Consider the following 26369-nt stretch of genomic DNA (forward strand, 5'->3'; position numbering starts at 1 on the left):
TTGGGTTTCTGAACAACTTGAAACTTCAACCGTCAAACTTGAAAGAGGGTTCTGCTATGCCCTGGGTTGGAACCAGTTCCGCCGGCCAATTTGCCTGTGCCATGTCCTCTCAACGAACCCTCAAAGACCTTCGTATCAAACGCAGGGGACAGCCGGTATTTGTCCAGGGACATGTGTTGAGTCGCAAAGGTCAGGAAGCTGCCTTTGAGGCCTTCAACGACCGCCTCGCTGTCGTGAAGTTCAGTGATGAAGCGCTGGTAGGGTATGATCCGAGTGAGCTCCTCCTTCCGACCGAAATCGATGACCAGGGGGTTCCCTACTTTGAGATCCGTCGCTGCCGATCCTGCGACATGCTGTTCCCATTGACGCTCGAAGAACGTGAGTCCGACCATGAGCCTGAGCAGTGCCCAGACTGTACGGTCTGATCGGCATCGCCTCCGGCCGCTGGTTCGTATCCCGTCGTCTGTTCCTTCGATCCAGAGTTTCGGGTTTCATGACCAGAGTTTCAGGTTTCGAGTTTCATGTTGTCGGAAAACCTGAAACTCTGAACTCCGCATCCGGAACGCGAACCCGTCTGCCAAAACCGCTTCACACCTTCAGAACGTGATGCAAGAACGAATCGCTGAAGTAGTGTTCAGTATCCTGAGTGATGTTAATCGACAAAGGGACCAACATCCAAGGCTTTTTTCAACAGACAATCTCCTTCAAGCCCTTGCAGGACCATCGGTAACATGGCGCCGTCAATGGCGCGCACGGTGTGGACGCGAAACCCTTCAGGGGTTTTGTATCCTTCCAGCTTCAAGGCATGACAGAATTCTAATTGCTTCCAGGCCAAATTCGACAAGATCTGATCGGAGGCCAGCAGTGTCATGTCGGTGACCGATCCCTCGATGGCCACTTTGGCCGGAACTCGTGTCCTGTCCTTTGGAACCTCGCTTACGACGGCGAAGGCAAGGACACCTTCTTCCGCTGAGGCGGGCAATGTTGGCGCAAGGCTTGCGACGAGGAGAAGAGGGCTCGCCATGAGGATGGTCGCTCGGTTCATCTGTGTCCGAATCCCCTTCCCATATCTTGCCGGCTGTCCACGTTGGTGACGGTGTATTGCTAGCTGAAGTATGCCAAGCAGCATGGTCCATTGCAAGAATGACGCATCGCGGTGATTTCGGTATGATGTTAAGAAGACCGATCGCATTCATCTATTGTTGTTACGTCTGAGGGAGGCCTTATGCCACATGATTTCATGCCAGGTCTTGCCGGAGTGCCGGCCGCCACCTCATCAATCAGCGATGTCGACGGTGAGCGTGGGATTCTGGAGTATCGTGGGATTCGAGTGGAAACGCTCTGCTCCGATTCATCGTACCTGGAAACAACCTATCTCCTCCTGTTCGGCCATCTGCCTTCGAAGAGCGAATTTCAAGAATGGACGGACGATGTCACCCATCATCGGCGCATCAAGTTTCGCATCATCGATCTACTGAAGTGTCTTCCTGAAACAGGACATCCCATGGATGCGCTGCAGGCGGCCGTGGCGGCACTCGGGATGTTTTATCCTGGTCGCAACGTCAAGGACGTCGAGAACAACTATTGGAGCGCTGTCCGGCTCGTGGCGAAGCTGCCGACGATCGTGGCGGCCTGGGCGCGCCTGCGTCATGGTGACGATCCCATTCCGCCACGGGATGATCTCGGGTTCAGCGAAAACTTTTTGTATATGTTGACCGAGTCAGTCATGCCGCCAGTATGGGCGCAAATCTTCGATGACTGTCTGATTCTTCATGCTGAACACACCATGAATGCTTCCACCTTTACCGGGCTGGTCACGGCGTCCACGCTTGCCGATCCCTATACCGTCGTGGCTTCGTCGATCGGTGCCCTGAAGGGGCCTCTGCACGGAGGAGCGAACGAAGAAGTGGTGATGATGCTGAAGGAGATTGGCACGACTGAGAACGCACGGACATATGTTGAGCGAGCACTGCAGAATAAGAAGAAGCTGATGGGGTTTGGCCATCGTGTCTATAAGGTCAAAGATCCTCGGGCCACCGTCCTACAAGAGCTCTGTCGGCGGTTATTCACGGAGTGCGGCAGCTCCCCCCTGTATGACGTTGCGGTGGAGGTTGAACGGACGGCTGGTGAATCACTGAACAAGAAGAGTATCTATCCAAACGTCGATTTCTACTCCGGCATCATCTACGACAAGATGGGAATCGATGTCGATCTTTTTACGCCGCTCTTTGCCATGGCACGGGTGTCGGGCTGGTTGGCCCACTGGTTAGAGCAGTTGCGAGAAAATAAACTATTTAGACCAGACCAAATCTATGCGGGCGAGCATAACCGGCCCTACGTGCCGATCGACCGGCGGTAGCCTGAGTATGGTGCAACAGTCCTTTTGGGGCGTTCTCGCGTCGCTTCCACGCACATGTAGCGGTTTGGCCCAATGGTTTCAAGCTTCAGATCTGAAGTTCAAAGTTTCAGGTCTCAGGTTTAAGGTTTTCCGATAACATGAAACTCGAAATCTGAAACTCGTGCCTGAAATCTCAAACTCAGGCGCCCGTCCAGACTCTTGACTTCTCGCTGGATAGATTTATCTTTTGACCAAGCAGGTGAATCGGCGCAGCGCCAGCGCAAACAACCAGAAGTTTAATAAAGGAGGGTGCTATGACGCTCGTACGATGGGATCCATTTCGAGAGTTAGAAGAAGTGTCAGATCGGTTGAATCGCATGTTTGCTCGTCCGGCCGCACCGCGTACTACTGGTAAGGAAACCATGGTCGTGGCGGATTGGACGCCGTCGGTCGACATCAGTGAGACAGAAGGGGAGTATCAGATCAAAGCTGAAATCCCCGATGTGAAGAAAGAGGACGTGAAGGTGACGCTGGAGGACGGCGTGCTCACGATCCAGGGTGAGCGGAAATACGAGAAGGAGGAGAAGGGGAAAAAGTACCATCGGATCGAGCGCTCGTACGGGAGCTTTGTCAGGACCTTCTCGCTGCCCGATGTGATCGATGAGGAGAAGGTCAAGGCCGAGTTCAAGGATGGAGTGTTGAATCTCCATCTGCCGAAGTCGGAGAAAGCGAAACCGAAGGCCATCGAGGTGAAGGTAGCGTAAGTTGGGTCCAATTGGGTTCTGAGAGCAATAGCCTGCCTCCCGAGGTGGGCTATTGTGTTTTTGTCGAACTATCCGGTTCCGACCATGGCGGCTAGGGAGGGTGACTGACTCGCTCCTTCACTATGACGGCGGTTGGCGTGTTCTGTTACGGTCGCTTCCGTCGTCGAGACTGGTTTCGGTAGAGGTCGAGGAATTCGACCGGTGAGACCACGGTCATCCCCTGCCGTTTCGTTATAGGGAAGTGTTTTGAGTTTCCTGTGATCACACAGACGGCGTCACCGGCGAGCGCTGCCTCTAAGAATGGCTCATCTGTGGGATCAGGAAGTCGGCTTGCGAGAGGAATGCCTGCCACGCCGATTCCATCCATTCTGATCTGTTCGAGCAGTGTCTGAACCTGTTCGGGCTCAAAGTGAAACTTAGCTCTGGTCAGGACATCGGCATATTCCGTCAGAATTCTGGCGTCGATGCAGACGCACAGGGCACCCGACGCGATCATCCGAACGATCTCACCGGGAGGGCCGAACGGAGATAAAAGCCCAGCCACCAGGACATTGGTGTCCACCACTACTTTCACCGCCGGCGCGCCTTGCGGGATGCCCGGATTTCAGTAGCGATCTCTGCGGGTGACAACTTATCGGTACCGGCCCGAACTGACTGGCGCTGCAGGTGTTCCACAGCGGCCACTGCTCGGGCACGCCGTACTGCGGCAAGTGATTCTTCCAGCGTCTCTTCGGAGACGGCGGTGAGAATGGCAATGGGCTTGCCGTTCGAGGTCAGGATCATGTCTCGCTCGCGGGCGAGCTTGTTCCAGACTTGGCCTGAACGTCCCCGCAATTCTCTGACCGTAATAAATTTCATAACGTCCTCTAGTGTGTGACGAAAGAGTACACGATTGAAAGCAGATGGTCAAACGGAACCCTTCATTCCGGCGGGTGTTCCGAAACGCAGCCTCATGAGAAAATGGAGAGGATCCGGTTCATCGGATCGAACACTTGTACGGGAGCTTTGTCCGGACCTTCTCGCTACCCGATGTGATCGATGAGGAGAAAGTCAAGGCCGAGTTCAAGGATGGAGTGCTGAATCTCCATCTGCCGAAGTCGGAGAAAGCGAAACCGAAGGCCATCGAGGTGAGGGTGGCGTAAGTTGGTTTAAAGAGGTTCTTCTACACGAACGGCCCGCCTTTCCAGGCGGGCCGTTTTCGCTTCACTTCTCAATAGCGCCATCCTCGTCAAAAAGACGTGGTTTCCCTATTTCCTGGGGAGATCCCGCCACCGCTTCAGGAGGCTGGTCGTCGAAAGCAACCAGAGTAGTTGCCAGTCTCGCTGTCTCCATCATTCCGTAGTCTGTCGCTCACAAACAACGTGGGTCGGAGCCGGCACAGGCGTTGTTGACTAATGTCACGATATTCGAGCTCGAGAACGGACTGGCTCCCTGCTGCCTGATCGCGGCATCGGTGTAGCCCCAACTAGTCACTCCTACCACAATATTGGGAGTGGCATAGGTGCCTGCTGGTCCGGTGCCCACGGGCTGAATCCCGAAATTGTTGAGCCATGGCCCTCCGCTTGCCCCGCCTGTCATCAAAGACCCAATGATTGTGTTGCTCATGAGTGTGGCTGATGCGACAAATCCCTGTGAGTCGGTTCTTTGCATCAAGAGTCCTCCGTCAAGGGCGACGGGATAGCCGAGTTGCGTCACTTGCGTGAGGCCCGCACTGGTGAAACCCCACTGGTTCCACCTGTAGCCATACCACCCAGTACTTGTGCCGGGATAGGTGGGATTTGTCTGGGGAGCTAATTCGATGACTGCGACGTCATCCTTACAGACCACACCGGGAGCCGTCGGAGCACATTGAGTTGCCGCACCGTTGAAATATTTGGTTGGGACCCATACTCGAGATGCGGCCCATACGCGGTAGGGAGCTTGTCCTTGTCGATACCCCGGGATAAATTTAAAGTTCGTAAAGAGTTTTCTCGTTCCATAGTCGGTGACACAGTGAGCCGCGGTCACAACCAGGCCTCGCTTGATCAGTGAGCCGGAGCACACAAATGTGTCGGAGCCGATTGTGAAAAACAGTTTGCCGGTCGCCCGATACGGATACATCGTATTCGTCGGAGTCGGAACTTTCGTCAAACCTGAAGCAAGATCCGCTCGTGCGGTTGTAAAGGGATAGTTGGATTGGCCGAACTGTTGGGATTGGAAATCCAGCCCCTCCTGGGGATCACCTGTGAGCAGCGGAGTGCCAAGTTCGACAGGATCGGTGATCCCATCACCTTCGAATCCAGGGGCTTCACCGATATCGCCATCGGCGGAGGCTTGAGCGGGTGAGTGGAATTGATTAACCAGATTTTGAATGAGATCCTGTTCCGCCTGTGCAGAGACGCTCATAGGAGCTTTGGGAAGGGTACGTACCCTGGCTGTGATAAAGTCGAGCTTCTGTGTATTCCCTGGAGTGACCTTCACCCCTGTCGCGCCGCCTTTGTGGATGATCTCTTGAGCCTGTACGGACGTCGACACGATGGTCAGGGTACATCCAAGTATTGTGATCAGTCGTGTGACAGAAGATAATCCTTGCCTCATCTGCTTCTCCTTCTTGTAAGCTGCCGCGATTATGTACGTCGTGTGTTCCACACCCATCGTTGCACATTGAGCTACATTATCTCGTTTGAATGATTCGTTCTGGGGGTCCTGCATGACGCACCGCCCCTCGCAGGTATCGCTTGCTCATGTGGGAATCTATCGATCACCAGGCAATCCGTAAGGGGATGCAGTGGGTTTGGCAAGGATGCAGGAGGTCTTGCCGTGAACAGCGAGAGTCATTGCACAAATAGCCGATGTCTCGTGGCATGCTCGATGACGCGATGAGATGCCACAAGCGAGGACATTGGTTCTGCTCAAGGTCCTGCGTAATTTCAATAGTGTAAATGTTTTCGATCAGCGAGGGAAGCCCCTTGGAGGGATGCAGGTGATGGCTGGTTAGGAGGGGGCGATGCGGTATTGACTGAGGCTGATGCTGCTCGGTGAGCTCAAGAGTGTCTAAAGCGTCCTGAGTTTAAGTGGCAAGGTCTGTTTGGTTTTGCGATGACGGTTGCTCGCAAGCGGAAGTTTGCAGGAAATGTTATGAGCAAGAACACGATTGGTATGAATCGGCCCGGGCGTTCGTGGGTATCACTGCGATGGCTGAGTAGTCTCAACCAGAGGGCACATCAGTTAAAAATTCATCCGGAAGGTTGCTCCGCCGGCGTGGTTCGTGGTGTGGTAGGTGCCGTTGACGGTGGGATTGGGGCTGCCGGTCACCGTGCGGGTATCAAAGACCAGGGCTTGTAGAAGAGGTCTAGGCCAATAGCGGATCGTGCGAAGAGGCCGTTCTCAGCATCGGCGCATGCAATCATTCATGAGTACTCCTGGGGCATTTTGTGAGTAAAATGTATATCTTAGGTGGATGCCCATCTAACCCGTCGGCCCAGTATAGTTGCATCTTCCACACTCGTCACGGATCAATTCTTCTATGCTATGCATGTTCCTGATCGTTAGCAGGGCGCACCTGATGTTGCTCGGCCTCTGTACCGCGATTCTCAGTCCTCTGTGGGCAAACGCCCAAGCCTTGGATCGGTCGGATCCCGTGATTGTGGCGGTCGGTGATATCGCATGCCCGCCATCCGACCAAGGCCATAAGCAAGAGCTCAAGCTGGTCGAGGTCTGTCGACAGATGGAGACCTCGGATCTGGCGCTGCAGATCAACGGTCTGTCAGCGGTGTTGACATTGGGAGACAACCAATACCCAGCCGGCGCTATTGAGGATTTTCAAGACTCTTACGATCGTTCGTGGGGTCGACTCAAGTCGATCACCCATCCGAGCATGGGGAACCATGAAGGGCTCGGGGAGGGCTATTATACGTACTTTGGAGCAGCAGCAGGATCGCGCGATCAAGGCTATTACAGCTTCGACATCGGGGCCTGGCATGTGATTGCCTTGAACAGCAACACCGAATGCCGGATTGTGGCCTGTGACTCGACGTCTGACCAGCTTATGTGGCTTCGCGAAGATTTAGCGGCGCATCCATCCCTCTGCACGCTGGCCTACTGGCATCATCCGCGATTTTCGTCCGGTCGGCACCAAAACAACAAGGTGATGAGTCCGATATGGGAGGAACTCTACGCCTCGGGAGTCGATGTGGTGCTCTCCGGGCATGATCATGACTATGAGCGGTTCGCGCCTCTGGATGTAGAGGGCCGAGTCGACAAGCTCCGCGGGATCCGCTCGTTCACCGTCGGGACCGGTGGAGCGCACCATGCCGAGTTCGGCACTATCAAGATTGGGAGCGAAGTGCGAAATAATGATACGTTCGGAGTTCTTAAATTGGTGCTCCACCAAACTGGCTATGAATGGGAGTTTGTTCCTGAGGCTGGGAAATTGTTCACTGATAAGGGGAAGGGGCGCTGTCATTGATCGACAGTATTCAAGGCTGTTAGTGACGATATCGCCTAGGTCGCGTATCTTGTAAAGTGTTTCTGCTAACGGTTTCACGGTAGAGTTTTAGATTTCATGTTTCAAGTTTGAGGTTTGACTGCCGTGAAACATTGAACATGAAACCTGGAACTGGGGATCGCAGGAGCGATTCTCGTGTACGAGGTCTAGGCTATTCGGTACAAGGACCATCCTGATCCAATCAGATCTAGGGGTAGGGGCATTCTGCTGGATTGCACCGGTGGTGAAATCGAGTAGAGTGCCGTTGGTACTTCGTATCTCGCGGTCACCCGAATCACCAATGGGTATCGTGCGTCGTTCGCCATGCAGGCGCTGGGACGGGAGGTAGGTTCTCCGTTCGACTGTTGAACTGGTTCATACACTTGACCGGTTTGAGGAGGCGAGGATGAAAACTGTCTGTTACGTGCTGATGACGGTTGGGATGGTGCTGGCGCTCGGAGGGATCGTGGCGGTCTTCAACTTCGATCAGCCTTCGGACATGTTTTCATTGGTCTGGTGGATGATCGTCGGTGGATGGTCTCTTGCCTTGGTCGGGATGAGTATCGACATTCTGCAGCTATTCCATGTTGTGACACCCAAAACTACATTTGCGTTTCAGCCAGAGGTCGAGAGCGGGAATCGGGCTGAACAAGACGTGACTCGGATGTGAGAGTTATAGAACCGTACCAGACTCGTCGTGTATGTTCTCACAACCGGGCGCTCGTGGCCAAAGTAATTATGGTGAGATTTCTGTCCATGAATCTGGCATTTCAGTGCCTATTACCCCCCACTCCTGCCGTGCGCACTCTTCAGCTGTTTTCAGCCGTGTAACCTTTTAGCTTGCAGAGCCTTCTGATTGTCGGTTTGGATGAGCATACTCAGGCTGGAGATATTTCCCAGAGGCGATTGGCCAGCACTATCAACCTGTCGATGATCAGATTGTGATGAGGGCGAGTCCCGGGGCGATGTGTGGCGCACGCCTGCTGACGGCTCAGCGGTGAGTTTGCCATCCATGCACTTGTGAAAAACGACGTACTGAGTTTATCATGGCCAGTGCTTCCGGGTGGGTCGAGTCAGGCAGTTGTGACTACGAACCGTGTTGCATGATGTCATCATGATGCGTATAATTTGATGCATGCGCACCACAATCACCCTGGACAGAGATGTTGCCGCACGACTTGAGGGCTTTCGCAAGCGACAGGACCAGACCTTTAAAAAGGCTGTGAATACGGCCCTGCGTGCCGGGCTTGATCGCTTGGAGGCTCCGGAAAAGAAACCGGGGAAACGGTACACCCTTCATGCAGTTTCCCTTGGGCCGCGTTTGCCAAATCTTGACAATGTTGCCGATGTGCTTGCGGCCATCGAAGGTGAAGACACCAAGTGATCTTGATCGATGCTAATCTCTTACTCTATGCAAAAGTCAAAGATTATCCGCAGCATCAGCACGCGCGTCACTGGTTAGAAGATCAACTCAATAGCGGGAAGCGAGTCGGTCTTCCCTGGCCGACCCTACTTGCGTTCATCCGAATAGGAACCAATCCCAAGGCTTTCAATCGTCCGCTGAGCGTCAGAGGGGCATGGTCTCAGGTCAAAGAGTGGTTGGCGATTCCAGCCGTGTGGATTCCGTTGCCGACAGATCGTCATGCGGCTATTTTGGGAGAACTGCTCCACGACACCGAGGCACTAGCAAATCTCGTTCCGGATGCTCACCTCGCTGCGCTTGCTCTTGAACATGGATTGATCCTCCAGAGTACGGACGGAGATTTTGCTCGCTTTTCTCAGCTGCAATGGCAGAACCCGCTTCGAAAGAAGCATCTGGACTAAGGCTCACGAGTCATAAGAATTCCCTACATCAACAGATGGAGCATTGTGTATGAACCAAGATCAGAGCAAGAAGCCGTCAACCGCCACTCGCATTGAACGAGATACGATGGGGGAGCTAGCAGTCCCAGTCGAATCCTATTATGGAGTGCAGACTGCCCGTGCCATCGAGAATTTTCCAATCAGCACGCTTCGAATGCCGCGATCCGTCATCCGGGCAATGGGCATGATCAAACGGGCGGCTGCGACCGTGAACCACGCCCTTGGGTTGTTGGACAAACAACCGGCGGAGGCGATTAAACAAGCGGCTACAGAAGTGGTCGATGGCAAGCTGGACGCCGAGTTTCCTGTGGATATTTTTCAGACCGGTTCCGGCACATCCACGAACATGAACACCAACGAGGTTATCTCAAATCGTGCCACGGAATTGCTCGGTGGTGCGCGAGGCAGCAAGCTGGTGCATCCGAACGACCATGTCAATCTCGGCCAGTCGAGCAACGACGTGATCCCCACGGCCATTCACATCGCCGCGTCGGAGATGATGCAACACCAGCTTCTTCCTGCCTTGACTCGATTGCACAAGGCATTGAAGAGCAAGGCGAAGGAGTTCGACAAGATCGTCAAGATTGGACGGACGCACCTCCAAGACGCCACGCCGGTTCGCCTGGGACAAGAATTCGGCGGCTATGCGCGTCAGATTGAGCTCGGTATTCAGCGCGTCACACAAGCCCAGGCAGCCTTGAGTGAAGTGGCCTTGGGTGGAACTGCCGTAGGGACGGGGCTGAACTGCCATCCGAAGTTTTCTGCGAAGGTGATGTCGATTATTTCGAAAGAGACCGGCTGTTCATTCAAAGAAGCCAAGAATCACTTTGAAGCTCAATCAGCGCAAGACTCGCTGGTCGAGGCAAGCGGGCAGTTGCGAAACGTCGCGGTGAGCTTGATGAAGATTGCCAATGACATTCGCTGGCTCGGGTCCGGTCCTCGTTGTGGGCTCGGGGAAATCAATCTGCCGGAGACGCAACCAGGGTCATCCATCATGCCGGGGAAGGTCAATCCCGTCATTGCCGAGTCTGTGACGATGGTCTGTGCCCAGGTCATTGGAAACGATGTCACGGTAACGGTGGGCGGGCAGGCGGCGAATTTTGAACTGATTGTGATGATGCCGGTCATGGCCTATAACCTGCTCCAGTCGATCGAATTGCTCGCGACGGCGTCGAATAATTTTTCTGCAAAATGTATCGAAGGCATCAAGGCGAATGAGGAGCGTTGCAAGAGTCTCATTGAGGAAAGTCTGGCCATGTGCACGGCGTTGGCGCCGGAGATCGGGTATGAAGCCGCGGCGAAACTGGCAAAGGACGCCTACAAGTCCGGGAAGACCGTTCGGCAGGTGGCAAAAGAGCAGAAGGTGTTATCAGAGAAGCGGCTTGGGGAGCTTCTGGATCCGTGGCGCATGACGGAGCCAGGCGGGCCGGTAGGCAGCGCGGGAGGGTAATAGAAACGTATTGACGGTATGAGCAGAGCAGTAACCTGCGGAAATTTTTGATCTGTGGCATAGGCTTGAACCACGTGGGCCAGCAGGCGGTGCGAGAGGCGGTGAGATGAGAGAACGAGTCTTGTCTTCCGGCAGCGGATCTGTATACTGAATGACAATGAGTCGAGCCTCGTCCTATTTTCCTTGGACAAGCCGTGTTCTCGTCTTACTGATCGCCGGGACAATCTCCGGCTGCGTTACCGGAACTCGTCACACAACCACCTCTGATCGGACAACGATTCCCACAATGGGAACGCGGGGCATGTCGTGTTGTGCCATGGCGAAGGCAATGCCACGGCAGACGGCACTGGCCAAAACAGCGGTACGATTTGTCGGACAATCTCGAATTCAGATCGGGGGCCGAAGTTTCAATCCGGATTGTTCCGGTTTTGTGCGAGGTGTCTATGCCTCGCAGCGCGTCGATCTCTATAGTGGATTAGGAGAGCTTGATGGTGGAAACGGGGTGGGACGCATTTACACCCACGTGATGGAGCATGGGCGGATTCATTATGGCCCTACCGTTCATCCAGGAGACTTGGTCTTTTTTCATAACACGTGGGATTTCAACGGAGACGGCTTACCCAACGATCCGCTGACTCATATTGGAGTGGTGGAGAAGGTCGAGCCCGATGGCACCGTGCTCTTCGTCAGTTCACTATCACGCGGGATTGAACGCTACCGGATGAATCTGCAGCATCCCGATATCCACAAGACGGCCGATGGTCGAGTCTTCAACGACTTCCTTCGTCGCAAGCGGTTTAGTGACGGCATGGGGACCCATTACCTGGCTGGGCAGTTGTTTGCGGCGTTCGGAACCCTTTCACCCTAGCCTGTGGGCTACTCTCGCGTCTTGTTCTGTTCTCCTGCACATGAGCGATTGTCCTGCATACAATGACATTCTCTTCTTCAACTCTCGGAGAGCGCGGACTGATGACGCGTTCGGAAAGATAGGCGTGTGATGCCGATGACGACGGAGACGACCGACACAACTCATATCCCAGCCGATGTCCTGCAGCGAAAGATTGTCCCGACTATCGCCAAGGAACTCACTGTTGGAGGTCCGCAAGTAGCTGCTGCGGTGGCATTGCTCGATGAAGGAGCGACGGTTCCTTTTATTGCGCGGTATCGGAAAGAGGTAACAGGAAATCTTGACGACACACAACTCCGGACGTTGGAAGAGCGGCTGCGCTATCTGCGTGAGCTGGAGGAGCGGCGCGCGGCCGTGTTGGCTTCTATTGAGGAGCAAGGGAAACTTACGGATGCCTTACGCATGACGATCGAGGCGGCTACCACCAAACAGGCTGTCGAAGACCTGTATCTTCCATTTAAGCCGAAACGACGCACGCGTGCCCAGATCGCGCGTGAAGCGGGGCTCGAGCCGTTGGCCGATACTCTCTTAGCTGATCCTCTGTTGGTTCCTGAGCAGGAAGCACTTAAGTTCATTCGTGTTGTGCCGGCTTCGGAAGGAGTGGAAGCCGTCAATGTGCCGGATGTCAAAGCCGCACTCGAAGGGGCTCGGGACATCTTGATGGAACGGTTTGCGGAAACCGCCGATCTTCTCGCCGCGATACGAACACGTTTGTGGAACGAGGGCGTCTTGACGTCGACAGTGATGAAGGACAAGGAAACGGCGGAAGAGGAAAAGTTCCGTGACTACTATGCCTATTCGGAACCGATCAAGGCCATTCCCTCGCACCGAGCGCTGGCCCTGTTCCGAGGTCGTACCCTCGGGGTATTAAAGCTTGAGCTGGGTTTGGGAGAGGCGCTCGAGGCCATGGTCCCACATCCCTGTGTCACCATGATTGCCGCTCATGCTGGCATTGCCGATCGAGGGCGACCGGCCGATAAGTGGCTGGCCGGTGTGTGTGAATGGACCTGGCGTGTCAAAATGCATCTGACCATCAGTGCGGAGCTGCTCGTGCAATTGCGGGAATCTGCTGAGGCGGAGGCGATCAGAATTTTTGCAAGGAATCTCCATGAGCTGTTGTTGGCGGCTCCGGCCGGGCCCAAGGCCATCCTTGGTCTCGATCCTGGGATTCGCACTGGGTGCAAAGTGGCTGTCGTTGATGCGACAGGAAAGTTGTTGGACACAGAGACGATTTATCCTCACCAACCGCGTAACGATTGGCAAGGGGCATTGGAGACCCTGATCCGGCTGATTACTCAGCATGGGGTGGACTTGTTGGCGATCGGCAATGGCACCGCGAGCCGGGAGACGGACAAATTGGCGGCGGAGGTCATCAGAGTGGTCGCTGCGCAAAAGCCTGAGCATAAGCTGGCTAAAATCGTCGTAAGCGAAGCAGGGGCATCGGTCTATTCCGCGTCGGCCTTTGCCGCAGCGGAGTTTCCTGAGCTGGATGTCAGTTTACGAGGGGCTGTGTCAATCGCGCGACGGCTTCAGGACCCACTTGCGGAGCTGGTGAAGATCGAGCCGAAGGCCATCGGAGTCGGGCAGTATCAGCATGACGTGGATCAGAAGGCCTTGGCGAGATCGCTTGATGCCACGGTCGAAGACTGCGTCAATGCCGTTGGAGTCAATGTGAATACGGCCTCGGTTCCGTTACTTGAACGGGTCTCGGGGCTCAACAAAGCCTTGGCTCGAAACATTGTGGACTATCGCAATACAAACGGACCGTTTCCCAATCGAACAGCGATCCGCAAAGTCCCTCGTCTTGGTGACAAGACGTTCGAGCAAGCGGCAGGCTTCCTGCGCATTCCGGATGGTGATAATCCGTTGGACTGTTCTGCCGTCCACCCTGAGGCCTATCCGGTCGTTGAACGGATTCTGACCAAGTTAGGAACGGGGATAGCCGAGGTGATGAGAAAGCCCGCTGTTTTGAAGGGGGTATCGGCAGAGGACTTTATCGATGAGAAGTTTGGCTTGCCGACGGTGCGAGATATTTTGAGCGAACTGGAAAAGCCTGGCCGCGATCCTCGGCCTGAATTCAAGACGGCGACATTTCGTGACGGGGTTGAATCGGTGAGTGACTTACAGCCGGGCATGGTGCTTGAAGGAGTGGTCACGAATGTCGCAGCATTCGGAGCCTTCGTCGACATCGGGGTGCATCAGGACGGACTGGTGCATGTGTCTGCATTGGCTAATCGATTCATCAAGGATCCGCATGAGGTGGTGAAACCGGGACAGGTTGTCAAGGTGAAGGTGATTGACGTCGATCTGAAGCGCCAGCGCATCGCGTTAACGATGCGCCTTGATGATACCGCAAGTCGTGCCAGTTCTTCAGCACAGTCGAGCAACAATACCGCCGGTACTCAACGTGGGCGAGGAGCATCGGGATCGGCCCAGACCGCACAACCGTCTCAGCCGCTCAGCGCCATGGCCATGGCGCTGGCCAAGGCGAGGCAGAGGTCGTAGCGCTGGTCTGTTCTTCCGCTGGATCTGACTGATTCGATAAGATGATTTACGACTAGCAGCTGTGTTGCGGTTGCAGACCGTTAGAAATTTCTGTGGCGTTTTCGTGCTCAAGTTGCGGGTGGGAACTTTCCCACTATCCGTACCTGATTTTCAGTGCAATGATTCCACACTGGAGCAGGAGGGTGACGGCGTTTGCGAGAATGACGGGTAACGAATCAATCCAAATGCCGTAAATGAGCCACAGCAGCACACCCGTGCTAAATGTCGTCACCATCCCCCAGGAGAGATCACCGGTTGATTTGGATTGCCATGCCTTCACGATCTGGGGAATGAAGGCGATCGTGGTCAATGTTCCGGCTGTCAGTCCCAGCGCCGTGACTCCGTCCACTTCCTACACCGGCCACTTTTCTTCGCGCCAGGCCATGTCCCAGAACATCCACTCGTATCGTGAACTGATGATGAAGGAGTCTTCCATTCGTCGGAGTTCGTCTTTTCCGGCTGTCTTGGCCCACTGATCAACTTTTTTCCGCATCCATACCTGGACTTCCGCAAACTCGGGAGATGCATAGAGCATGAGCCAATCACGGTAGGGGTGGTGCTTGGCCGGTGGACCTTTGTGCAGTAGATGTTGGCCGACGACACAATAGACCCATGCGCAGGGGAGGGCCACAACCGTGATTTCCGTCGCAGTTCCTGTCGCGGCTACTGCCAACATGTGTCTGGTGTACGCATAATTGGTCGGTGCCATGGGGACAGATGTCATCTGTTTGGCGGTCATGTTCCAACGTTTTCCGTAATTTTCATGCAGACTGCGTTCGACGACGATTGTCTCCTCCGCCAGCTTGTTGAAGCGGAGGCCGCTTTCCGAGTCAGGCGCTTTCACGGCTGCAGCAGAGAATACACGAGCGAGATCGCCGAGAAACCGTGCGTCTTGCAGGATGTAGTATTTGAACTTCTGCTCAGGCAAGGTTCCATCGCCGAGTGCAACAACGAAGGGATGGGTTAATTGGGAGTCCCAGATCGAGCTGGCGAGTTTGCGGAGGTGGTTTGAAAATGACATGCGTGCTCCGGTTTGAGAAGTTGTTCGACTTGTGTGTGCGTGTTCAATCGACCGGTGAAATTCTAAACACGCCACTCCACATGTACTATGATATGCTTCCATATTAGAGATATGGAATCCAGGGTCTGGGGAGACGGTTCATTCCATCCAATGCCGCGACCTTATAGCACTCGGCCAAGGTCGGATAGTTGAAAACCGTATCGATAAAGTAATCGATCTTACCATGAAAGGCCATCACGGCCTGCCCGATATGGATCAGTTCGGTGGCGCCTTCCCCAATGGCATGCACACCCAATAGATGGCGAGTGTGCCGATGAAACAGTAGCTTCACCATGCCTGCTTCGTCACCAATCAACTGTCCACGCGCAATTTCCTTATACCGGGCGATCCCGACGCCGTACGGCACATCGGCCTGTTTGAGCTCTTCCTCGTTCCTCCCGACCATGGAGATTTCCGGAATGGCATAAATGCCGTAGGGGAGGAGTGCGGTATCCATACGATCCGGATGGCCGAAGGCATGGCTGGCTGCGTGGCGCCCCTGTTGCATGGACGTCGAAGCTAGAGCCGGAAATCCAATGACATCACCGGCTGCATAGACGTGAGGAAGCATAGTTTGGAAATGTTCATTCACAGTCAGCCTTCCACGGGCATCAGGTTGAAGACCGATCGATTCCAGATGCAGGGCTGAGGTCGCTCCGACGCGACCGATGGCATACAGGAGTGTGGTGGTGTGAAGCGGGGGATGCTTCTGTAAGGACACCTGGACCGCCTGTGTTCCGTTTCGTGTGATCTCGACCACCTCTTCGTCGTGATAGAGCGTCACGCCTAAATCTCTCATCTGGCGCTGGAGCGTCTCGATGATCTCCGTATCGACGAATTCCAATAGCCGTGGGCGTTTGTCAATGAGCGTGACGGGAACTCCTAAGGCGGCAAGCATCGATGCATACTCGGTTCCGATCACGCCTCCTCCCACAATGACGAGGGATTTGGGAATATGTCGTAAAGCGAGAAGGCCGTCCGTATCGATGATCGTGTGGTCGTCGAAGGGAACCTCAGGTGGCCGAGCGGGCTCGGTTCCCACGGCAATGATGAAAAAGTCGGCCGTCAGTTCCAATGCTGCATGGGAAGTCTGTACATGAAGCCGATGTGGATCGAGAAAGCTGGCCGTGCCGAAATACATATCCACTTGGTTTCTGGCCATCTGCTGCTGAACGATCTGAATTTCGTGTTTGATGACGTGATTAGCGCGGAAGGCCAGGTCTTCGATCGTGATCGTCTTTTTCAGTCGGTATTCGCCTCCGTAGATATTGCGCTGTCGAAATCCTGACAGGTAGAGGACGGCTTCACGGAGTGATTTGCTGGGAATGGTTCCTGTATTAATGCAGACGCCGCCCACGACCATCTTGCGCTCGATGATCCCCACTTTCTTGCCGAGTTTGGCCGCCTGAATGGCAGCCTTCTGCCCTGCCGGCCCGGTCCCGATGACGAGTACATCATAGTGAGGCATGGATGTTAGGAAAGAGTAAGGCTGAGGTTGAGGAGAACAGAAATGCGTGCTCCTCGAACCTCAACCTGCTTCTCTCTCAGCTCTCCGTGACCAAGCGACGGGCGAACTGGAAGGCTTCTTCCATGTCCGGTAGCTGGGTGAGTTCAGGGGTGATTTGGAGATAGCGAACGGTATTGGTCTTGTCGATGACCATGACGGCTCTGGTCAAGAGGGATGGTCCTTCCAAGAAGAGGCCATGGGTTTTTCCAAACTCAGCTCCACGATAATCGGAGAGGAAGGTCACGTTGGCGATCTTGGCTTCTCCGGCGAATCGCTTTTGAGCGAAGGGCGTATCGATGCTGACGGTGATGAGTTCTACCATCCTATCAAGGCCTTTATTCCGTTCGCTCAGGATGTGGGTCTGTTGTTCGCAGACCGGGGTATCGAGCGACGGCACTACGCTGATGATACGGACTTTACCCGAGCCCTTGGTCTCTCCAATGTTCACAAGGGACAAGTCATTCTGTGCCACCTTCACATCACGGAGCGTGTCGCCGATTTTTACTCCGCTCCCGGCGAGGGCCAACGGGCTGCCCTTGAAGAGGATCTTATTGCCTTCGCCCGCGACGGCCGTGCCATCTGCCACCGGCATACTCTTATAGGTGAAGTTGTTGCCCCCAGTCGTCTGGCAGCCGACGAGGCCAAGCAGAAGGCACAGCATCGTGCCCATGATCCCAGAATATGGTCTTCGCATTGTATGCTCCTTTCTCAACACAGGATGGGACGAGGTTCTCACACAGATTTTGCCTCAGGGTGACGAGTGAATATACTCGATCAGCGAGCGGTTCACCAGCTCCGGCCGTTCCCATTGCGGCAGATGTCCGGCATGGGGGACTTTGACGAAGGTTGAGCCATGAATCCTCTGGTGCAGTTCTTCACCGACGGCCAGGGGAAACACTCGGTCGTATTCTCCCCAGATGATCATCGTTGGGTGCGTGATGCTACTCAGACGTGGGGCAAACTCGGATTCCCATGGTGGGAGCGCATTTCGCACGGCCATGAGGGGTTTGATGATGCCGGGGCGTTGGCGATTCTGGTTAGACCGTTCAAGAACGGTTGGGGTCAGGAGCCGGTGGTCGTGAATGATTTCCTTTAAGACGGGCGTGGTGATCAGCCCTCCAAAGAGCCAGTTGCCGAAGGAAACCAGCCAGGAAGGAGCACGGGATTCCAGGGCCTGTTTGAACGACCGGCTGGTGAGTTTGTCCTTTACGTACGACGGTAACCCACTGATGAGCACAAGTTTGTCGACACGGCTTGGATGAGTCAGCGCCATGCCGATCGCCAAACCGGCTCCCATCGAATTGCCCACCAACGTAGCTTTTTCAATGTGAAGGGCATCCATAAACCCGACACAAAAGTCCAACATCTGATCCGGTAGGTAGTCAATGTCCGGCTTGTCGGATAAGCCGGAACCAGGGAGATCAAGCGTCAGCGTACGGAAATGTTGAGGCAAGTCGTGCTGTTGATGTTCCCATTGCCACATGGATCCGCCAAAGCCGTGGATCAGAATGACGGGTGGTCCTGTGCCGGCATCAAGATAGGCGATCCGTTGATCCTGGACGAGCACAGTGCTGATCGGGATGCGCTTGCTTGGGGAGCGTTCCAGTGTTTCAAAGTAGGGTGGAATTGGTGGCGGGGTGGTGCATGCGCTCATGAGGGACGAGACGAAGCCGAGGATGAGCAGTGCCGACCGACAGCGTCTGGATGGGCCGAGGATTGAACTAGTGATGGAATCACTCCAGTTGAATGACCGTCTCATCCGTTTTGACGTTGTCGCCGTCGTTAACCAAGATCGCAGAGACCTTTCCGTCAATCGGTGCCGGTACCCGGCTTTCCATCTTCATCGCTTCGATGATCAACAGCGGGTCACCGGCCTTCACGCAGTCATTCACGGCAACAAGAACCTTTACGACGCGACCGGGCATGGGAGGAGTCACATCACCTGGTTTCGCGGGTCTGGGACGCTTGGGTTTTCCTCCCGTCCCGATCTCCGGAGACTCGGGAACACCGGCGAGCACTTCCTGGATTGGTTCAAGTGAGACTTCTTCCAGCTTATCGTTGACACGGATATAGTAGGGTTTGCGGCCATCGACCTTGCGTCCGGAGCCTGAAACCTTCACATGATAGGTCTCACCATGAACTGTGACATTGAATTCTACCGGAGCCAAATGTAACTCATGTGCAGTCGAAGGGCCTTTTGCTGATCCGACGTCCAACGGCTCGGGGGTCAGGTCACCCTTCTCACGTGCCTCAAAAAAGTCAGACGCGATAGCGGGGAACAGCACAAACGAGAGCTGGTCCTCGGCGCTCTGAGCCGAAGCCGGCAGTTCTTTCTTGGCCTCATCCAGTTCCGGCTCCAGTCGATCAGCCGGCCTAGTCTTGATCGGAGTTTCGTCACCGGTGGCGCGTGCCATGATATCGAGATCGACCTGTCCCGGCGCACGGCCGTACAGTCCCAAGAAATAGTTCTTGGTCTCAGTGGTGATGACTTTGTAACGCTCACCGGTCAGCACATTGAGAGTCGCCTGCGTGCCCACGATTTGGCTGGTCGGGGTGACCAACGGAGGGTAGCCCATTTCTTTTCGCACGCGTGGAACCTCATCGAGCACTTCTTTCATCCGGTCAAGCGCGTTTTGTTCCGTTAACTGGGCCGCCAAGTTTGACAACATGCCGCCGGGAATTTGGGAGGTGAGGATTTCTGCATCGACACCGGTAAAGTCGCTCTCGAACTGGCGATATTTGCGGCGAACCGTTCGGAAATGTTCGGTGATCGGTTGAAAACTCGTGAGATCCAGTCCCGTCTCGTAGGGCGTGTTTTGGAGTGAGGCCACCAATGTTTCCGTCGCCGGATGAGAGGTTCCACCTGCCAATGGGGAGATGGAGGTATCAAGCATGTCGAGGCCTCCCAGGATCGCCATTAACGAAGCCATGGAAGCCATTCCCGACGTGTAATGCGAATGGAGATGAAGCGGAACTTTCACGGCGGATTTTAGTCGACGCACCAGGTGATAGGCATCAAGCGGAGCCAGCAATCCGGCCATATCCTTGATGCAAATTGTGTCCGTTCCGAGATCCTCCAATTTTTTGGCCAAATCCACAAACCGATCGATGCTATGGACCGGGCTGACCGTATAGCAGATCGTGGCTTCCGCATGTTTCCCGCAGGCCTTCACTTCACTCACGGCTCGGTCAAGATTCCGCACATCATTGAGCGCGTCGAAGATGCGGAAGACGTCAATGCCGTTCGTCGCCGATCGCTCGATAAACCGCTCCACGACATCGTCGGCGTAATGGCGATAGCCGACCAGATTTTGGCCCCGTAACAACATCTGGAGCTTGGTATTGGGCATAGCCGCCCGCAACGCTCGAAGTCGCTCCCAGGGATCTTCCTTTAAAAATCGGAGACAGGTATCGAAGGTGGCCCCACCCCACACCTCCAGGGACCAATAGCCGACCGCGTCCAGCTTTTGGGCGATGGGTAACATATCCTCGGTCCGCATCCGCGTGGCCAGTAAGGATTGGTGTCCGTCTCGCAGGGCGACATCGGTGATCAAGACTGGTTTGCCGACGGCTGGCGTGATGGTGAATTCGCTGGGATGCGAGCGGAGCGCCTTTACCGTCTTACTCGTCGGAGCCGATTGTTTGGTCTTTTTTTGCGGTTTCTTTGTTGGTGGTCGTCTTTTTGCCATGATGGTTCATCCATCCTGTTGGAAGCGATTTCGGTCGTGAAATTAGAGTCCTTCGTAGGCGGCAATCGCTGCCGAGAGCGCCAGGACCAGATCTTCCGGCGGCTCAAACTCGGGGTACGCATACAAGTCCTGGTGCGTATCCAGGTAGGACGTGTCGAACCGCCCTGCAATAAAGTCTGGTTCCTGCATGATCGCTTCCATAAACGGGATCGTCGTTTTAAGTCCGCGAATAACGTATTCTTCGAGGGAACGTCTCATGCGACTGACGGTTTCTTCCCATGTACGGCCTCGGACTGTCAGCTTAGCCAACAGGGCGTCATAGTAGGGCGGGACGGTGTAATCTTTATAGACTGCTCCGTCGATGCGCACGCCGATTCCGCCGGGAGACAAATACGCCGTTACGGTTCCTGTACAAGGCAGGAAATTGTTTTTGGGGTCTTCCGCATTGATCCGACATTGAATGGCATGGCCTTGCAAGATGACATCTTTCTGCTGGATGCTGAGTGGAAGGCCCGCCGCGATCTTAATTTGATTCCGTACGATGTCGATTGCCGTGATTTGCTCCGTGACGGTATGTTCCACCTGGAGTCGTGGATTCATTTCGATAAAGTAGAACTTACCGTCTTGGTCGAGGAGAAATTCCACAGTTCCCGCGTTGTCATAGTTCACCGCGCGGGCGATGGCAATGGCGGCGTTGCCCATCTCTTCACGGAGCTCCTGCGTCAAGATCAACGAGGGAGCGATCTCGATCAACTTCTGATGGCGTCGCTGGATCGAGCAATCCCGTTCTCCGAGATGGATAATGTTGCCGTGGCGATCTCCCAGAATCTGGAATTCAATGTGATGCGGCCGCTCGATATATTTTTCGATAAACACGCTGCCGTCGCCAAAAGATGCTTGAGCCTCGCGTGCCGCGACTTCCATGTTTTCGCGAAGCTCCTCATCGGACCGGACCACCCGTAATCCGCGCCCCCCCCCGCCGGCGCTCGCCTTGATCATCACCGGATAGCCGGCTTTGTGGGCGAAGGCCAGCGCTTCTTTGACGTTGGTAATGGCACCGTCCGTACCAGGCACGATCGGCACGCCTGCTGATTCGGCAAGTTCGCGAGCCTTGACCTTGCTGCCCATCAGAGTAATGGCATGGGTAGACGGGCCGATGAATGTAATATTGGATGCCTGGCAGAGTTCGGCAAACTCTGCGTTCTCCGAGAGAAATCCGTAGCCTGGATGGATTGCATCCGCACCGATGCGCGTGGCGAGGTCCACGATCTGCTTGCTATCGAGGAAGCCTTTCACCGGCCCCGGTCCGACCAGATACGACTCGTCGGCTTTCTTGACATAGATACCGGTTGAATCCGCTTCGGAATAAATGGCGGCGGTGGCAATGTTCAATTCCCGGCAGGCGCGGATGATTCGCATGGCGATTTCACCGCGATTGGCGACTAAGATCTTCTTGAACATGTCTGTGCCTGTGGACTCTCGTGTCGAAAGAAATGAGTATAGAAAAACAAGCGCGTAAGCTAGCATAGGATCGAGAGGCCTGTCGAGAGATGCGGGGACAAATCAGTCAGCATGCGCCGCACAAGAGGAAGGATTGGTCGGTATCGGTTATCAATCTATTTAGCCAAATTTAGTCACGACCACGGGGTGAGTCAGGTAGAATTCGCTACTTTATGGCAGCTCAACATCCTGAGCATGTTCGTGCTTAGCCTGGTAGTAGTAAGGTCAGATGGTCTTATGAAAGGGTATCGGTACCGATGAAGAGGAAGTTGGCTTTAGGAGATGCTGCATGGTTGGGGCGACGAAACGCAACAGTGATCGGTGGCGTTCTTCTGCTCGTCGGAGGCTTCTCCGCTCCTGCCTGGAGTGAAAGCCCTGCCCCGTCCGTGCATTGGGGGAGCACGGCATTCCCTGATCAATATTCGACTGTCACCTCGGGACTGACGCTCAATCGGTTTACCCCGGTTGATGGCATAGGAAATAAATATGACTCCACGGTAGGCAATACGCTCGGTTTCAACCTCATCACACTCAGCTGGACGAAACATTGGGACTATTCGGGAACGAGTTGCTTGTGGAAAAACTGGAGCACCAATCTCACTGCTGGGATCAGCCCCACCAGTGATGAACCTTCACAATACTTCCAGAACAAAGTGGTCCATCAACTGCGCCAACTGCCGTCGGTGCCCACTGTGGACCCTCGGAAGGAAACCGATGTCATGATCGATGGGTCCATCACTCGGTGGATGTCGCTGTTTGATCGAAAGGTCATGTTTGCCGGTGGAGGCTTTTCCGTCGGAACTATCTACCAACAAGGGTTTCTGCGGGGCGGCATCCGTCGACTACAAATCACCCCGTCGGTGTGGCATTCTGAGAAATGGGGCGATATCAATGCTCGGGTGTCCGCGATGGGGCGGATCAGCTATCAGAGCAACGGCGGGGTGCTCCACTCCGTCAGAAGCACGGCGGGGTTGGTTCAGCCGGCAATCGCCATCGGACAGTATCGGACAACGGCCACTGGGGAAACGATTCCAACCTGGGAAATCGAATTGGCACTGATGTGGGATTCAGGGATCTTCGTGAATACCATGGGGCAGAGCCAAAAACAGTTCGCGTGGTCGCTCGCAGCCTCAGCAGGGCCTGTGCGCTTCGAAACGTGGAATGACAGCATGGGCCACCTCTCTGAGCGAGATTATGGCCCCTCCTATGGCGCAGCACTGACCGTCGATGTCCTACGAGTGTGGAACTTCGTTCAAGAGTTTCGAACGATGCCGACTACGGACCAATCGGCGCAGGGATAACGGGTTGTTCCGGGTTTACGCGACTGGCTGCAACAGCCTCACAACCCCCTTCGGGAATGTAGAGGCGCGAAGCAGCTTGCGGCGGCCTTATTTGGATGGTCACTACTCGTGTTCATGTGGGGCGGCTGAAGCCGTCGGCATGGTAGCCGAAATGCACCCCTCAATGAATTCAACCTTGCACTGCCAGGAGGATGCGGCCTCGTTGACACGATTGATCACATCCGCCGACTTCACGGTGCTGGGGGTGATGTCCACAAGCACATGATTGGGGACACGGTTGAAATCGACACTGATGACACCGGGAATGGCCTGCAAGACCTTGTTGATCTCGGCTTCTTTCTCGCTGCAACCGGCTCCACTCATTGTCAGGGGAAGACGTTCCTTGACTGGTGGCACGGCCGAAGCCGGGAAGGCGATGCATACACTCACAGCAAGGAATGCGGCAGAGATCGCTTGTTGAGACCAAGAGAATGACATCGGGGGAACCCTCTTTCGTGACGTGCTCGCGAGAGAAAAGGCATCCATTGCCATACCTCTAGGCTACACGATCCTGCCTTCTCTTGTCGAGAGATCCGGAACCGGATGGGTCCTGGTCCAACCAGGATGGTTTCTCACAGCTGTGTACCCCATATATTTTCTGACATGAGAGATGACATCTTTTCGTACTGACTCAACATCTCCTGGACTCATCACGTGAATCCGGCGATAATGCCGCTCTCATGACTGCTCCTCTTGCTGATCCGCAGCCTCGCGCCTGGCCGGAAGTCGTCGGGCTCATTCCCGCTGCTGGACAGGCCAAGCGTCTTCAACCGTTTCCTTGCAGCAAGGAGTTGTTTCCGGTCGGGTTCACGAACGATCCGAGGACGGGGATGCCACGGCCGAAAGTGGCGTCGCAGTATCTGCTGGAAAAATTTAAAACGGCTGGGCTGTCCAAGACGTTCATCGTGATCCGTGAAGGAAAATGGGACATTCCGAACTATTTTCAGGAGGGCGTGGGGGTCGGGATGTCGCTCGCCTATCTCGTAATTCCCGGATCGCTTGGGCCTCCCGATACGCTTGATCGCGCGTATCCCTTTGTGTCTCAGTACCGGATTGCATTCGGCTTCCCCGATATTCTGTTTGGTCCACCGGATGCCTATCGGCGACTCATTGAACAACAGGAACAAACTGGTGCGGATGTGGTGCTTGGTCTGCATTGCATTGAAGATCCTCGAATCTGGGACATGGTGGATTGTGATAACGAGGGATGGATTCGTGAGATTGTGATGAAGCCCGCTTCGACGACGCTCACGTTCGGCTGGTGCTTTGCCGTCTGGACCCCGGTCTTTTCCGAGTTTCTCCATCGGTTTCTGCGTGCGGATGAGACCACAAGCAAGATGGAGCAATTGGCAAACACCGCCAATGATCCTGGAGGGGACTTGGCCGTCGGGGTGGTGTTTCAGCAGGCTCTCAAGGCTGGCCTTCGGATACAGAGTGTCACGTTTCCGCACGACCGCTATCTAGATATCGGGACACCCGACAATCTTGCCAAAGCCGTCCGCCAACAGGCCGCCGAGTGATCGATTACCCGGATAGGGTCTCGGACACTCTTTGATCGGCGGGGAGGCCGCGTGTTATTTGGGTTGCACCAAAAACGCCTTCGAACGGGCATTGCCGCCGCCGGCCACGACATCGATGAATGACATGCCGGGTTGGATGTCAGGCACGGTGACTTCTAATATTGTATCGTTCACAAACTTATAATCGATCTTGGTGGGTCCTGCTGCACTGAACGCCACGCCTCGGAAACAGTCTCTTGTTCCGAAGTTCTCACCCTTGAGCGTAATGGTTTGCCCGGGCTTGGCCTCGTCCGGATCCACGCGCAAGATTTTTGGCTTTCGGCTGCTATCGCAAACGGGGTCCTTTTCCAGTTGTTGTTCGTCATGTCCTTTGATTGATTCTGCGTCATGCAGAGTATACCCGGCACCTTCGACGATCACTCCCTCCTCTGCAAGTGAGCGAAGTGGGAAGCCAATCAGCACGAGTAACGAGAGCATCAGGAACGAAGATCGGATAGGGGGAGTCATAAGGACCTCCTTGAGTGTGGACCTATTTCGTCGGCATAGCCACATAGAGTTCTCCAACAATGGCTTGACCAGGAGGAGATAGCGCAAATGCGATAAAGGTTTCAACAAGAGGATTCGCTTCTTGTTTCGAGAGAAGGAGCAGTGGGCGTCGCAGACTATAGCGCCCGTCTCGGACCGTTGGCACCTCCGGTTCGATCTTATCGACCGGCAGCAGACGGACGGCCACCCCGTTAGAGACGGCGGAGAGGCCGGTACTCAGTGACACATACGCGACGGCAGAGAGCGGCGGAAGGGTGCCGACGACGGTCTTGACGACCGTGTCGTCCGGTCCAATGACCTTTGCGGTGCCAGGAATCTTTCCGGTGATCCCGAGGAGGGACTCAAACGCCTCACGGGTATTCTGGGTGCGAGAACGGTCAATCAGCAGGACTCTGGTTTCGGGGCCACCCAATTCAGACCATTCTCGAACCTTTCCGGAAAACATCTCAGCGATCTGTTGCGTTGTCACTTCCTTCGTGAAGTTCGACAGGTGCACGAGAATCCCGAGGCCATCCCATCCGATTTGGGAGGCCGTCAGTGTTGCGTCCTTCGTGCCGGTGACGGCAATCTGTGCCTGGCCGGTCTGGACTAACTGCACCGGCGTGGAGTCCTCGTCCCAGAGGATATCGACATAGGCACGGGGATTGGCTTTTTCGAAGGCCCGTGCCAGCGATTCGATGGTCGCTTGTTCGGGCCCATTGCCGGCGATGACCAACGTTCCTGCAACCTGGGCTGATGCCTGGAGAGGGGAGATGATGAGCATCAGGCCCACGCACAGCTGAGTGATCAATGATCGTCCTGTCACGGACGCTCTCCACCACGACCAGGGGCTTGATGACTTCTGCGGTGTAACCAGACAAAAAGATGACGGTTTAC

The 26369-nt window shown here is 54.9% G+C and carries 27 protein-coding genes and 1 pseudogene; 14 read left to right on the forward strand and 14 right to left on the reverse strand.

Annotated features, from left to right (window positions below):
* The first annotated feature begins 56 nt into the window (after positions 1-56).
* Positions 57-425, forward strand: coding sequence for a hypothetical protein (locus tag ACMTNU_RS06945; protein WP_413934506.1), 369 nt, complete (start codon positions 57-59; stop codon positions 423-425).
* A 227-nt stretch (positions 426-652) separates the two neighbouring features.
* Here the strand turns inward: ACMTNU_RS06945 and ACMTNU_RS06950 are convergent, their stop codons facing one another.
* Positions 653-1045: a hypothetical protein gene (locus tag ACMTNU_RS06950; protein ID WP_413934507.1), complete on the reverse strand. Its 393-nt coding sequence runs from the start codon at positions 1043-1045 to the stop codon at positions 653-655.
* A 180-nt stretch (positions 1046-1225) separates the two neighbouring features.
* Here ACMTNU_RS06950 and ACMTNU_RS06955 point away from each other — a divergent pair, with 180 nt between their 5' ends.
* Entirely contained in the window at positions 1226-2359 is a 1134-nt protein-coding gene (locus ACMTNU_RS06955) for a citrate synthase (protein ID WP_413934508.1), read from the forward strand.
* A gap of 293 nt (positions 2360-2652) precedes the next feature.
* Entirely contained in the window at positions 2653-3102 is a 450-nt protein-coding gene (locus tag ACMTNU_RS06960) for an Hsp20/alpha crystallin family protein (RefSeq protein ID WP_413934509.1), read from the forward strand.
* Positions 3103-3247: 145 nt separating this feature from the next.
* Here the strand turns inward: ACMTNU_RS06960 and ACMTNU_RS06965 are convergent, their stop codons facing one another.
* Positions 3248-3676 carry a putative toxin-antitoxin system toxin component, PIN family gene (locus ACMTNU_RS06965; protein ID WP_413934510.1) on the reverse strand — a complete coding sequence of 143 codons (429 nt, stop codon included), beginning with the start codon at positions 3674-3676 and terminating at the stop codon, positions 3248-3250.
* Complete coding sequence (locus tag ACMTNU_RS06970; RefSeq protein WP_413934511.1) at positions 3673-3960, reverse strand: type II toxin-antitoxin system Phd/YefM family antitoxin; 288 nt, start codon at positions 3958-3960, stop codon at positions 3673-3675. Before ACMTNU_RS06970 ends, ACMTNU_RS06965 begins: the two co-directional genes overlap by 4 nt.
* Positions 3961-4079: 119 nt before the next feature.
* On the opposite strand from ACMTNU_RS06970, the pseudogene ACMTNU_RS06975 reads away from it, so the two are divergent.
* Positions 4080-4244 (forward strand): annotated as a pseudogene (locus ACMTNU_RS06975) (Hsp20/alpha crystallin family protein); the annotation flags it as partial.
* Between the two features lie 208 nt (positions 4245-4452).
* On the opposite strand, the gene ACMTNU_RS06980 reads toward ACMTNU_RS06975, so the two are convergent.
* Entirely contained in the window at positions 4453-5679 is a 1227-nt protein-coding gene (locus tag ACMTNU_RS06980; protein WP_413934512.1) for a trypsin-like serine peptidase, read from the reverse strand.
* Between the two features lie 540 nt (positions 5680-6219).
* Here ACMTNU_RS06980 and ACMTNU_RS06985 point away from each other — a divergent pair.
* The 8 genes from ACMTNU_RS06985 (at position 6220) to ACMTNU_RS07020 (ending at position 14292) form a co-directional block, all read left to right on the forward strand.
* On the forward strand, positions 6220-6426 hold the full coding sequence (locus ACMTNU_RS06985) for a hypothetical protein (RefSeq protein ID WP_413934513.1): 207 nt from the start codon (positions 6220-6222) through the stop codon (positions 6424-6426).
* Between the two features lie 220 nt (positions 6427-6646).
* Positions 6647-7549, forward strand: a complete 903-nt coding sequence (locus tag ACMTNU_RS06990) for a metallophosphoesterase family protein (RefSeq protein ID WP_413934514.1) — start codon at positions 6647-6649, stop codon at positions 7547-7549.
* Between the two features lie 424 nt (positions 7550-7973).
* Positions 7974-8237 (forward strand): hypothetical protein, encoded by a 264-nt coding sequence (locus ACMTNU_RS06995; protein WP_413934515.1) that lies wholly within the window; start codon positions 7974-7976, stop codon positions 8235-8237.
* A gap of 465 nt (positions 8238-8702) precedes the next feature.
* Positions 8703-8951 carry a hypothetical protein gene (locus ACMTNU_RS07000; RefSeq protein ID WP_413934516.1) on the forward strand — a complete coding sequence of 83 codons (249 nt, stop codon included), beginning with the start codon at positions 8703-8705 and terminating at the stop codon, positions 8949-8951.
* Entirely contained in the window at positions 8948-9391 is a 444-nt protein-coding gene (locus ACMTNU_RS07005; protein WP_413934517.1) for a TA system VapC family ribonuclease toxin, read from the forward strand. Before ACMTNU_RS07000 ends, ACMTNU_RS07005 begins: the two co-directional genes overlap by 4 nt.
* A gap of 49 nt (positions 9392-9440) precedes the next feature.
* Positions 9441-10880 carry a class II fumarate hydratase gene (locus ACMTNU_RS07010; protein WP_413934518.1) on the forward strand — a complete coding sequence of 480 codons (1440 nt, stop codon included), beginning with the start codon at positions 9441-9443 and terminating at the stop codon, positions 10878-10880.
* A 328-nt stretch (positions 10881-11208) separates the two neighbouring features.
* On the forward strand, positions 11209-11748 hold the full coding sequence (locus ACMTNU_RS07015; RefSeq protein ID WP_413934519.1) for a hypothetical protein: 540 nt from the start codon (positions 11209-11211) through the stop codon (positions 11746-11748).
* A 129-nt stretch (positions 11749-11877) separates the two neighbouring features.
* On the forward strand, positions 11878-14292 hold the full coding sequence (locus ACMTNU_RS07020) for a Tex family protein (RefSeq protein ID WP_413934520.1): 2415 nt from the start codon (positions 11878-11880) through the stop codon (positions 14290-14292).
* A 133-nt stretch (positions 14293-14425) separates the two neighbouring features.
* On the opposite strand, the gene ACMTNU_RS07025 is transcribed toward ACMTNU_RS07020, so the two are convergent.
* From ACMTNU_RS07025 to accC, 7 genes are all read right to left on the reverse strand, one after another.
* Positions 14426-14680, reverse strand: coding sequence for a SemiSWEET transporter (locus ACMTNU_RS07025; protein ID WP_413934521.1), 255 nt, complete (start codon positions 14678-14680; stop codon positions 14426-14428).
* 3 nt (positions 14681-14683) lie between these two features.
* Complete coding sequence (gene tenA, locus ACMTNU_RS07030; protein WP_413934522.1) at positions 14684-15352, reverse strand: thiaminase II; 669 nt, start codon at positions 15350-15352, stop codon at positions 14684-14686.
* Between the two features lie 103 nt (positions 15353-15455).
* On the reverse strand, positions 15456-16859 hold the full coding sequence (gene sthA, locus ACMTNU_RS07035) for a Si-specific NAD(P)(+) transhydrogenase (protein ID WP_413934523.1): 1404 nt from the start codon (positions 16857-16859) through the stop codon (positions 15456-15458).
* A 76-nt stretch (positions 16860-16935) separates the two neighbouring features.
* Positions 16936-17592 carry a thiol peroxidase gene (gene tpx / locus ACMTNU_RS07040; protein WP_413934524.1) on the reverse strand — a complete coding sequence of 219 codons (657 nt, stop codon included), beginning with the start codon at positions 17590-17592 and terminating at the stop codon, positions 16936-16938.
* A 54-nt stretch (positions 17593-17646) separates the two neighbouring features.
* On the reverse strand, positions 17647-18657 hold the full coding sequence (locus ACMTNU_RS07045) for an alpha/beta fold hydrolase (RefSeq protein WP_413934525.1): 1011 nt from the start codon (positions 18655-18657) through the stop codon (positions 17647-17649).
* Entirely contained in the window at positions 18632-20587 is a 1956-nt protein-coding gene (gene oadA / locus ACMTNU_RS07050) for a sodium-extruding oxaloacetate decarboxylase subunit alpha (RefSeq protein ID WP_413934526.1), read from the reverse strand. The genes ACMTNU_RS07045 and oadA overlap by 26 nt, the downstream gene beginning before the upstream one ends.
* Positions 20588-20629: 42 nt before the next feature.
* The gene (accC, locus tag ACMTNU_RS07055; protein WP_413934527.1) at positions 20630-22048 is read right to left on the reverse strand and encodes an acetyl-CoA carboxylase biotin carboxylase subunit; all 1419 of its coding nucleotides are present in this window, start codon (positions 22046-22048) and stop codon (positions 20630-20632) included.
* 296 nt (positions 22049-22344) lie between these two features.
* Between accC and ACMTNU_RS07060 the strand changes: the two genes are divergently transcribed.
* The gene (locus ACMTNU_RS07060) at positions 22345-23388 is read left to right on the forward strand and encodes a hypothetical protein (RefSeq protein ID WP_413934528.1); all 1044 of its coding nucleotides are present in this window, start codon (positions 22345-22347) and stop codon (positions 23386-23388) included.
* A 102-nt stretch (positions 23389-23490) separates the two neighbouring features.
* Here the strand turns inward: ACMTNU_RS07060 and ACMTNU_RS07065 are convergent, their stop codons facing one another.
* Positions 23491-23865, reverse strand: coding sequence for a hypothetical protein (locus ACMTNU_RS07065; protein WP_413934529.1), 375 nt, complete (start codon positions 23863-23865; stop codon positions 23491-23493).
* Positions 23866-24107: 242 nt separating this feature from the next.
* Here ACMTNU_RS07065 and ACMTNU_RS07070 point away from each other — a divergent pair, with 242 nt between their 5' ends.
* A complete protein-coding gene (locus ACMTNU_RS07070; protein WP_413934530.1) occupies positions 24108-24947 on the forward strand; it encodes a nucleotidyltransferase family protein in 840 nt (279 codons plus the stop codon).
* 54 nt (positions 24948-25001) lie between these two features.
* Here the strand turns inward: ACMTNU_RS07070 and ACMTNU_RS07075 are convergent, their stop codons facing one another.
* Both ACMTNU_RS07075 and ACMTNU_RS07080 read right to left on the reverse strand, forming a co-directional pair.
* Positions 25002-25454, reverse strand: a complete 453-nt coding sequence (locus ACMTNU_RS07075) for an IPT/TIG domain-containing protein (RefSeq protein WP_413934531.1) — start codon at positions 25452-25454, stop codon at positions 25002-25004.
* Positions 25455-25476: 22 nt separating this feature from the next.
* A complete protein-coding gene (locus tag ACMTNU_RS07080) occupies positions 25477-26298 on the reverse strand; it encodes a substrate-binding domain-containing protein (RefSeq protein ID WP_413934532.1) in 822 nt (273 codons plus the stop codon).
* Positions 26299-26369: the final 71 nt, after the last annotated feature.

The organism is Nitrospira sp. BLG_1 (genome assembly GCF_047338595.1).
In the GTDB taxonomy this organism is placed as follows: domain Bacteria; phylum Nitrospirota; class Nitrospiria; order Nitrospirales; family Nitrospiraceae; genus Nitrospira_D.